The organism is Streptomyces sp. URMC 123, from assembly GCF_051386515.1.
GTDB lineage: Bacteria > Actinomycetota > Actinomycetes > Streptomycetales > Streptomycetaceae > Streptomyces.
In genome coordinates this window covers 1-8,051 of record NZ_JBPQTV010000296.1, presented here as the reverse complement: position 1 = coordinate 8,051, position 8,051 = coordinate 1, and the positions used below count along the sequence as shown (strand labels likewise).

The following is an 8,051-nucleotide window of genomic DNA, read 5'->3' as shown; positions in this document are numbered from 1 at the left end:
CCGGGCACCCTCCCCCGCCGGGGAAGGCCCCGGGCCCTCCGCCGCCGGGGAGCGACCGGCGGCCTCGCCCGCCCGGGGGTCACCGGACGCGGCGGAGTGCGGGCCCGCGCCCGATCCTCCGTCGTCGACGGTCACCGCCCGCCCCCTGTCCGATCCCTGCGCACAGCCCTACCGATCACGTCTCGCCTGCTCCGCCCGTACCCGGACCTCCAGGTCCGACCACATCCGATCGCCTCAACGATACGTCAGGTGTGTGCTGGCTCACTCTCGCGCCGCACGTTCACGGCTCGGCGCGCAGATGCACGATGTCCCCCGCGCCCACCGGCTCCTGCACCCCGTGCGCCGTGGCGATGACGAGCCTGCCGTCGCCGTCGACCGCCACCGCCTCGCCGACGAGCGCCGCCCCGCCGGGCAGTTCGGCGCGCACGGTGCGCCCCAGCGTGGCGCAGCCCGCGGCGTACGCCTCCTGCAACCGGCTGTCGTCCGGATCGCCGCCGGCCGCACGCCACAGCTCGTACCACTGGGCGAACGAGCGCAGTAGGGCGCGCAGCAGCGGATCGCGGTCGGTCGTCGGCGCCCCGGCCAGGGCGAGCGACCCGGCCGTCGGCACGGGCAGTTCGTCGGCGCGCAGCGAGACGTTCAGCCCGATGCCGATGACGACACCGTCCGCCGGGCCGCCGAGCGCGGCCGGACCACCGACGCCGGCGACGCCGCCGACGCGCTCGGCGAGGATGCCGCCGGCCTTGCGCTCCTCGCCGTCGACGGTCACCAGCAGGTCGTTGGGCCACTTCAGGGCCGTGTCGACGCCCGCCGTGCGGGCGAGCGCGGTGGCGGTGGCCACGCCGGCCAGCAGCGGCAGCCAGCCCCAGCGCTCGGCGGGGACGGCCGGCCCGGGCCGGAGCAGGAAGGACAGGAAGAGGCCGGAGCGCGGGGGCGCCGACCAGACGCGGTCGAGCCGGCCGCGGCCGGCGGACTGCTCCTCGGCGACGAGCACGGCCCCCTCGGGCAGGGCCTCGCCCTCCCGGCGGGCGCGCTCCACGAGATCGGTGTTGGTGGAGCCGGTCGCCCGGACCACCTCCAGCGAGGTCCACAGGGAGTCCGGCGGGCGCACCAGGGCCCGCCGGAGCGCGCGGGCGTCGAGGGGCGGCCGCTCCAGGTCCGACCAGCGGTCACCACGATCACCCCCGCCCCCGAGCGGCGTGGCCCCCGCACCCCCGGCCGGCGTCGGTCCTGCTCCCGCGGGCGGCTGGTCTCCCGGGTTCCCGGGCGGCTTCGACGTCATACGCCCAGCGTAGGCCCGGGAGGAATGCCCCATCCGCCCCTCGCGCCACACCGCGGGTGTGGCCAAGACCGCACTGCCGTGGCGCAGTGTCGCCGATACGCTACGAGTCAGTAGCCCCGGCAGCCGTCGCTGGGCGTAGCAAGCCCTGAAGCCGTAGCCAGCCGTACCCCATCCGAGGACGAGCAGACGAGCAGGAGCCGCATCCCGATGTCCGAGCCGGAAATCGCCCGCCAGAACCCCGACCTCCACACCACCGCGGGCAAGATCGCGGACCTGCGGCGGCGCATTGACGAGGCCACTCACGCGGGCTCGCAGCGCGCGGTCGAGAAGCAGCACGCCAAGGGCAAGCTGACGGCCCGTGAGCGGGTCGATCTCTTGCTGGACGAGGGCTCGTTCGTCGAGCTCGACGAGTTCGCCCGGCACCGCTCCACCAACTTCGGCATCGAGCGGAACCGCCCGTACGGGGACGGGGTGGTCACCGGGTACGGAACGGTCGACGGCCGGCCCGTCTGTGTCTTCTCCCAGGACTTCACGATCTTCGGCGGGGCGCTGGGCGAGGTCTACGGCGAGAAGATCGTGAAGGTGATGGACTTCGCGCTGAAGACCGGCTGCCCGATCATCGGCATCAACGACGGCGGCGGGGCGCGCATCCAGGAGGGCGTGGTCGCGCTCGGCCTGTTCGCCGAGATCTTCCGCCGCAACACCCATGCCTCCGGGGTGATTCCGCAGATCAGCCTGGTGATGGGGCCGTGCGCGGGCGGCGCGGTCTACTCCCCCGCGATCACGGACTTCACGGTGATGGTGGACCGGACCTCGCACATGTTCATCACCGGTCCGGATGTGATCAAGACCGTCACCGGCGAGGACGTCGGCTTCGAGGAGCTGGGCGGCGCCCGTACGCACAACACCCAGTCCGGCGTCGCGCACCACATGGCGGGCGACGAGAAGGACGCCATCGAGTACGTCAAGTCGCTGCTGTCGTATCTGCCCTCCAACAACCTCAGCGAGCCGCCCGCCTTCCCGGAGGAGGCGGACCTGGAGATCACGGACGAGGACCGCGAGCTCGACGCGCTGATCCCGGACTCGGCGAACCAGCCGTACGACATGCACCGGGTGATCGAGCACGTCCTCGACGACAACGAGTTCCTGGAGACCCAGCCGCTGTTCGCGCCGAACATCGTCACCGGCTTCGGCCGGGTCGAGGGCCACGCGGTGGGCGTCGTCGCCAACCAGCCGATGCAGTTCGCGGGCTGCCTGGACATCGACGCCTCCGAGAAGGCCGCCCGGTTCGTGCGGACCTGCGACGCCTTCAACATCCCGGTGCTGACCTTCGTGGACGTGCCGGGCTTCCTGCCCGGCACCGACCAGGAGTGGAACGGCATCATCCGGCGCGGCGCCAAGCTGATCTACGCCTACGCCGAGGCCACCGTCCCGCTGATCACCGTGATCACGCGCAAGGCGTTCGGCGGGGCGTACGACGTCATGGGCTCCAAGCACCTCGGCGCCGACCTGAACCTCGCCTGGCCCACCGCCCAGATCGCGGTGATGGGCGCCCAGGGCGCGGTCAACATCCTCCACCGGCGCGCGATCGCCGCCGCCGGCACCCCGGAGGAGCAGGAGGAGCTGCGCGCCGATCTGATCACCGAGTACGAGGACACCCTGCTCAACCCCTATGTGGCGGCCGAGCGCGGCTATGTGGACGCCGTCGTGATGCCGTCGGAGACCCGCCGCCACCTGGTGCGGGGCCTGCGCGCGCTGCGCAACAAGCGGGAGTCGCTGCCGCCCAAGAAGCACGGGAACATTCCCCTGTAACGGAAAGGGCCCGACCCATGTACAAGGTCGTACGGGGCAATCCGACCCCTGAGGAGTTGGCCGCCGCGCTGGCGGTGGTCCAGGCCCGCGCCGCCGCGGCCTCGTCGGACGGGGCGGCGCGGGACACGGCGGACGGGTGGGCCGACCGGGCCCGCACCATGCCGCGCAGGGACCTGCGCCCCGGCCCGCAGGCCTGGCGCACCAGCCACTGGCCGCGCTGAGCCGAGGCCGATCGCTTCCGCTCCCGGGGCACCGGGAGCGGAAGCGGCTTTGAGTACGCGTACTCAGGCGCCCCGGCCGCGCCCGGCGGATGATCGGAGGCATGCTCTGGTCCGACCCGCCTCAGGAACCCCCCGAGGAGATGCGCCAGGCGCAGGCCATGCTCCGCCGGGTGGGCACCGTGATCGTGGTCGCGCTGGTCGTGCTGATGTTCGTCATCGGCCCGCTGTCGACGAACTACTGACGCGGGCCGCCCCGGCCTGCCCGGCGGCCGCGGCCCCGGGCCGGTGCCGCACCATCGGGTCATCTGTGTCACATCGGGCAACCATGGCGCCTCCCTCCGCATCTCCTCGGGGAGAACCATCCGTGAAAGCCTCCGTTTCGGACCGCCTCCCGGGAGCCGCCGACCCATGAACAAGCCCCTGCGGCACATCGCCGTCTTCTGCGGTGTGCTGGTCATCGCCCTGCTGGTCCGGGTCACCTGGGTGCAGTTCGTACGGGCCGACGAGCTGGCGACGCACGAGGACAACCGGCGCGTGCTCATCCAGCGCTTCGCCCAGCCACTGGGCAACATCATCGTCGGGGGCGACCCGGTCACCGGACACACCGAGGTGCAGGGCAGCGACTTCAAGTACAAGCGGACCTACACCGACGGCCCGATGTACGCGCCCGTCACCGGCTACGCCTCCCAGGCCATCGGCGCCACCCAGCTGGAGGCCCTCCACGACAAGCTGCTCAACGGCAGCGACGACCGGCTGTTCCTGCGCAACACCCTCGACATGCTCACCGGCGACCAGCGGCGCGGCGGCGACGTGGTCACCACCATCGACCCGAAGGCGCAGAAGGCGGCGTACGAGGGGCTGAGCAAGAAGGGCTACACCGGCGCGGTGGTGGCCATCGACCCGCGCTCGGGCAAGATCCTGGCGCTGGCGAGCACCCCCTCGTACGACCCGTCGGTCTTCGCGGGCATCTCGAAGAAGGACGGCCAGGCGTTCCAGGCGCTGGACAAGGCCCCCGAGAAGCCGATGCTCAACCGGGCGCTGCGCGAGGTCTACCCGCCGGGGTCCACCTTCAAGGTGGTGACGGCGGCGGCCGCGCTGGAGCACGGCAAGTACTCCGACATCAACGACAAGACCGACTCGCCCGACCCGTGGACGATGCCGGACACCCGCACGGTGCTGCCCAACCAGAACCCGACGGCGCCCTGCAAGGACGCCTCGCTCAACGTGGCGATGCAGCACTCCTGCAACAACGTCTACGGCAAGGTCAGCGCGGACCTCGGCCGGGACAGGATGCGGGAGACGGCGGAGAAGTTCGGCTTCAACAACCCGAAGGTCGACACCCCGGTCCGGGCCGCGAAGAGCGTCTTCCCGACGAAGATCGACCGCCCGCAGACCGCGCTGGCCGGCATCGGCCAGGGCAGCCTGGCGGCCACCCCGCTCCAGGTCGCCATGATGACCGCGGCCATCGCCAACGACGGCAAGCTGATGAAGCCGTACATGGTCGAGGAGCTGCGCGGCCCCGATCTGTCGACGATCGAGAAGCACGAGCCGCAGGTGATGTCGCAGGCGGTGTCGAAGGAGACCGCCCGCAAGGTGCAGCAGATGATGGAGGACACCGCCACCAAGGGCACCGGCAAGTCCGCGCAGATCCCGGGCGTGACGGTGGGCGGCAAGACGGGCACCGCCGAGCGGGGCAAGGACAGGAAGAACCTGGCCTGGTTCATCTCCTACGCCAAGCAGGGCGACGGCTCGCCGGTCGCGGTCGCGGTGATGGTCGACCCCGACGACAAGGTGCCGGACGACGAGATCTCCGGCGGCAAGCTCGCCGGCCCGATCGCGAAGAAGGTCATGGAGGCCGTACTCGGCAAGTGACGCGCCCCGAGGCGCCGGGGCGCGTCCCTTCGGCGCCGGGCACCGGACGCCTCCTCCGGGCCCGGGTGCCCGCCGGGCGCCCGGATACGCTGGCTGACATGACGACCGCACCCCGCCGCCGCCTTGTCCTCGCGTCCGCCTCGCCCGCCCGCCTCGGGCTGCTGCGGCAGGCCGGCCTGGCCCCCGACGTGATCGTCAGCGGGGTCGACGAGGACGCGCTGCACGCCGATTCACCCGCCGAACTGGCGCTCGTCCTGGCACAGGCGAAGGCCGAGGCCGTCGCGGCCCGGCCGGAGGTGGCCGGCGCCCTGGTCGTCGGCTGCGACTCGGTGCTGGAGCTGGACGGGCAGGCGCTGGGCAAGCCGGCCGACGCCGAGGACGCCACGGCGCGCTGGAAGGCCATGCGCGGCCGCTCGGGCGTGCTGCGCACCGGCCACTGCGTCATCGACACGGCGAGCGGGCAGCGGGCCGCCGAGACCGCCTCCACCACCGTCCGCTTCGGCGAGCCGTCGGACGCGGAGGTCGCGGCGTACGTGGCGAGCGGGGAGCCGCTGCACGTCGCAGGCGCCTTCACCCTCGACGGCCGCTCGGCCCCGTTCGTCGACTCCATCGACGGCGACCCGGGCAATGTCATCGGGCTGTCGCTGCCGCTGCTGCGCACGCTGCTGGCCCGGACCGGTACGCGAATCACCGATCTGTGGGTCTGAGCGGCCCCCGGAAGCCGTGCGCACCGCCCGTTCGGACGCGAGTGATCGGCAAAGTTTCACCCCGGCCTTCGTAGGGAGTCCACAAAGAAACACCACCCGCCGGGGCGCCCCGGGGCAGAGACCTTGACCACACCCCGCCTCGACCGCTACTCCGGAAAACCCGGCGTACCGTGGGACGGCGGGGCAAAGGCGAGCTCGCGCGACCTCCGGATCACCCTCCGTGTGGGGAAGCTCACTCGTGAGGGCGGCTCGGCAGGCCGTGTCGGCAGTCCCTAAACTCGCCTTGTTTCAAGGAGGGAGCCATCGTGCGCAAGGTGCTCATCGCCAACCGTGGCGAAATCGCTGTCCGCGTCGCCCGCGCCTGCCGGGACGCCGGGATCGCGAGCGTAGCCGTCTACGCCGATCCGGATCGGGACGCGGTACACGTCCGCGCGGCCGATGAGGCCTACGCGCTGGGTGGCGACACCCCGGCCGCCAGCTATCTGGACATGGCCAAGATCCTCAAGGCCGCGGCCGATTCCGGCGCGGACGCCGTCCACCCGGGCTACGGCTTTCTGTCGGAGAACGCCGAGTTCGCCCAGGCGGTGCTGGACGCCGGGCTGATCTGGATCGGCCCGCCCCCGCAGGCCATCCGCGACCTGGGCGACAAGGTGGCGGCCCGTCACATCGCCCAGCGGGCCGGCGCCCCGCTGGTGGCCGGCACCCCCGACCCGGTCTCGGGCGCGGACGAGGTCGTGGCCTTCGCCGAGCAGCACGGCCTGCCGATCGCCATCAAGGCCGCCTTCGGCGGCGGCGGTCGCGGTCTGAAGGTCGCCCGCACCCTGGAGGAGGTGCCGGAGCTCTACGACTCGGCGGTCCGCGAGGCGGTCGCCGCCTTCGGCCGCGGCGAGTGCTTCGTCGAGCGCTACCTCGACAAGCCGCGCCACGTCGAGACCCAGTGCCTGGCCGACCAGCACGGCAACGTCGTGGTCGTCTCCACCCGTGACTGCTCGCTCCAGCGCCGCCACCAGAAGCTGGTCGAGGAGGCGCCCGCGCCGTTCCTGAGCCAGGCCCAGAACGACGAGCTGTACGCGGCCTCCAAGGCCATCCTCAAGGAGGCCGGCTACGTCGGCGCGGGCACCGTCGAGTTCCTGGTCGGCGCCGACGGCACGATCTCCTTCCTGGAGGTCAACACCCGCCTCCAGGTGGAGCACCCGGTCACCGAGGAGGTCTCCGGCATCGACCTGGTGCGGGAGATGTTCCGGATCGCCGACGGCGAGGAGCTGGGGTACACCGACCCGCCGCTGCGCGGTCACTCCTTCGAGTTCCGTATCAACGGCGAGGACCCGGGCCGCAACTTCCTCCCGGCGCCCGGCACGGTCACCACCTTCAACCCCCCGTCGGGCCCCGGTGTGCGCCTGGACGCGGGCGTGGAGTCCGGCTCGGTCATCGGCCCGGCGTGGGACTCCCTGCTGGCCAAGCTGATCGTCACCGGCGCGACCCGGAAGCAGGCGCTCCAGCGCGCCGCCCGCGCCCTGGCCGAGTTCCAGGTCGAGGGCATGGCCACCGCCATCCCGTTCCACCGCGCCGTGGTCACCGACCCGGCGTTCGCCCCTGAGCTCACCGGCTCGGCCGGCCCCTTCACGGTGCACACCCGCTGGATCGAGACGGAGTTCGTCAACGAGATCCCGCCGTTCGCCGCCCCGGGCACGGAGGAGGGCGAGGCCGAGACCCGCGAGACGGTCGTCGTCGAGGTCGGCGGCAAGCGCCTGGAGGTCTCCCTGCCGTCGTCGCTGGGCGTCAGCCTCGGCGCCGGTGCCGCGGCCGGGGCGAAGAAGCCCAAGCGCAAGGCCGCCAAGAAGTCCGGCTCCGCGGTCTCCGGTGACGCGCTGGCCTCCCCGATGCAGGGCACCATCGTCAAGGTCGCCGTCGAGGAGGGCCAGGAGGTCCAGGAGGGCGACCTGGTCGTGGTGCTGGAGGCGATGAAGATGGAGCAGCCGCTGAACGCGCACCGCTCGGGCACGATCAAGGACCTGAACGCGGAGGTCGGGGCGTCGCTCACGTCCGGCGCGGTCATCTGCGAGATCAAGGACTGACGCGGTCGGACGCGTCGAGTTCCGACGCCGTCCGACGCGCACCGAGCACGGCCGTGGGGGGGGGGGGGGGGGGGGGGGGGGG

At 72.4% G+C, this 8,051-nt stretch carries 7 protein-coding genes; 6 read left to right on the top strand and 1 reads right to left on the bottom strand.

Going from position 1 to position 8,051, the window contains the following annotated elements; genetic code table 11:
* Positions 1-280: 280 nt before the first annotated feature.
* Complete coding sequence (locus tag ACSNOD_RS25270) at positions 281-1,282, bottom strand: biotin--[acetyl-CoA-carboxylase] ligase (protein WP_436769349.1); 1,002 nt, start codon at positions 1,280-1,282, stop codon at positions 281-283.
* Positions 1,283-1,489: 207 nt separating this feature from the next.
* Between ACSNOD_RS25270 and ACSNOD_RS25265 the strand changes: the two genes are divergently transcribed.
* The 6 genes from ACSNOD_RS25265 (at position 1,490) to ACSNOD_RS25240 (ending at position 7,969) form a co-directional block, all read left to right on the top strand.
* On the top strand, positions 1,490-3,094 hold the full coding sequence (locus ACSNOD_RS25265) for an acyl-CoA carboxylase subunit beta (RefSeq protein WP_436769348.1): 1,605 nt from the start codon (positions 1,490-1,492) through the stop codon (positions 3,092-3,094).
* A gap of 17 nt (positions 3,095-3,111) precedes the next feature.
* Positions 3,112-3,315 carry an acyl-CoA carboxylase epsilon subunit gene (locus tag ACSNOD_RS25260; protein WP_436769347.1) on the top strand — a complete coding sequence of 68 codons (204 nt, stop codon included), beginning with the start codon at positions 3,112-3,114 and terminating at the stop codon, positions 3,313-3,315.
* 101 nt (positions 3,316-3,416) lie between these two features.
* Complete coding sequence (gene mmpB / locus ACSNOD_RS25255; RefSeq protein ID WP_436769346.1) at positions 3,417-3,557, top strand: morphogenic membrane protein MmpB; 141 nt, start codon at positions 3,417-3,419, stop codon at positions 3,555-3,557.
* Between the two features lie 166 nt (positions 3,558-3,723).
* Positions 3,724-5,187, top strand: coding sequence for a peptidoglycan D,D-transpeptidase FtsI family protein (locus tag ACSNOD_RS25250; protein WP_436769345.1), 1,464 nt, complete (start codon positions 3,724-3,726; stop codon positions 5,185-5,187).
* A gap of 98 nt (positions 5,188-5,285) precedes the next feature.
* Entirely contained in the window at positions 5,286-5,894 is a 609-nt protein-coding gene (locus ACSNOD_RS25245; RefSeq protein WP_436769344.1) for a Maf family protein, read from the top strand.
* Between the two features lie 305 nt (positions 5,895-6,199).
* Complete coding sequence (locus ACSNOD_RS25240) at positions 6,200-7,969, top strand: acetyl/propionyl/methylcrotonyl-CoA carboxylase subunit alpha (RefSeq protein ID WP_436769343.1); 1,770 nt, start codon at positions 6,200-6,202, stop codon at positions 7,967-7,969.
* Positions 7,970-8,051 lie beyond the last annotated feature (82 nt).

Bases quoted from the DNA above. Each gene is read 5' to 3' on its own strand.
- ACSNOD_RS25270 (WP_436769349.1), bottom strand. From the start codon at position 1,282: ATGACGTCGAAGCCGCCCGGGAACCCGGGAGACCAGCCGCCCGCGGGA.
- mmpB (WP_436769346.1), top strand. From the start codon at position 3,417: ATGCTCTGGTCCGACCCGCCTCAGGAACCCCCCGAGGAGATGCGCCAG.
- ACSNOD_RS25245 (WP_436769344.1), top strand. From the start codon at position 5,286: ATGACGACCGCACCCCGCCGCCGCCTTGTCCTCGCGTCCGCCTCGCCC.
- ACSNOD_RS25265 (WP_436769348.1), top strand. From the start codon at position 1,490: ATGTCCGAGCCGGAAATCGCCCGCCAGAACCCCGACCTCCACACCACC.
- ACSNOD_RS25260 (WP_436769347.1), top strand. From the start codon at position 3,112: ATGTACAAGGTCGTACGGGGCAATCCGACCCCTGAGGAGTTGGCCGCC.
- ACSNOD_RS25250 (WP_436769345.1), top strand. From the start codon at position 3,724: ATGAACAAGCCCCTGCGGCACATCGCCGTCTTCTGCGGTGTGCTGGTC.